Below are 1,001 nucleotides of genomic sequence, written 5' to 3' on the forward strand. Positions count from 1 at the left end.
TGTCCTTCCACTCCTCCGGCTCGCGGTTCTTTAGGGCAAAGATCACGGCCGTGGCGTTCGGCATCACACGCTTGGTGGTGACCTTGCGGCTTTTAATCTTAGGCACGCTCTTACCCTCTTTGTCCTTGCTGTCAACGTACTCGGTGGTGACTTCCTCGTACTCGTAGACGTCCAAGAGCTTGGCTAGCCCCGAGCGGGCCATCGTGGCAAANTAAACGGTCCTGCTCGGCCTTTTTAAGGGATTCAGAAAATTCAGGTTTCGCCGGGTCTTTTTTCCATTGGATAAAGGTCTCCTGCGAGATGCCCACCTGCTTGCACACATCCGCCGCGGTGTGATCGCCGGTCGCAAACAAGGCACAGATACGCTCAACGATTTCGGGGGAGTACTTCATGACAGCGATAAAGTAAGCGTAGCTCCTGCGTACTTCTGGGCTAGCAATTGCTGGATATCCGCTTGCGCCTGTTGCGCGTGCTCCACGCAGGAAAAGATAATCGTAAGGCTTGACGCAGATGTGGCTAGGCTTTCGGACGTTCCCTCCTCTTGGGATTCGGCTCCCCACGAGCGGGGAACGTCAAGCCATTCCTGCAAGGGCAAGTCGCTCCATTCATTGGCAAGTACATCCCAGTCCCACTCTCCGAAGGAGGCGTTGTCCTTGAGGATGAATTCACGCTTCTGCTGCTCGGTGAGCCCTAGCGCTACCACAACGGGCACTTCGGTGTAACGCAGCTGCAAGAGGGCTTGCAAGCGCATGTTTCCGCCCAGCACAACGTACGCTTCATCGACTACCAGCGGGCGCAGGGTGAGCATTTCGGGAAAGTCTACTAGGGATTTCTTCAGAGCTTGGAATCGGGCGTCCTGGATCAGGCGGGGGTTGGCGTCGTTCAGCCGAACCTGTTCAATCGGCAGATGCTGTAGCGAAAAGGTTTGTTGATGGGTCATAACTGATAACTAAATACTTAGGCAATTTAATTAAAGTATTACTTGAAGTAAAATAGTATCT

2 protein-coding genes and 1 pseudogene are annotated in these 1,001 nt (G+C 53.6%); all 3 read right to left on the reverse strand.

Translation table 11 applies throughout. From position 1 onward, the window contains the following. Positions 1-202, reverse strand: a pseudogene (locus BXP70_RS29085) (hypothetical protein); the annotation flags it as partial. Further along, positions 132-392: a transposase gene (locus BXP70_RS31175; protein ID WP_143436795.1), complete on the reverse strand. Its 261-nt coding sequence runs from the start codon at positions 390-392 to the stop codon at positions 132-134. The gene BXP70_RS31175 and the pseudogene BXP70_RS29085, both read right to left, overlap by 71 nt. Then, on the reverse strand, positions 389-940 hold the full coding sequence (locus BXP70_RS29090; RefSeq protein ID WP_086597609.1) for a ParB N-terminal domain-containing protein: 552 nt from the start codon (positions 938-940) through the stop codon (positions 389-391). The genes BXP70_RS31175 and BXP70_RS29090 overlap by 4 nt, the downstream gene beginning before the upstream one ends. Between the last annotated feature and the right edge of the window lie 61 nt (positions 941-1,001).

The sequence above is a fragment of the Hymenobacter crusticola genome (assembly GCF_002154225.1).
GTDB classification, from domain to species: Bacteria; Bacteroidota; Bacteroidia; order Cytophagales; family Hymenobacteraceae; genus Hymenobacter; species Hymenobacter crusticola.

What these genes read in the sequence shown, in the direction of transcription:
- BXP70_RS29090 (WP_086597609.1), bottom strand. Translation starts at nt 940, where the DNA reads ATGACCCATCAACAAACCTTTTCGCTACAGCATCTGCCGATTGAACAG.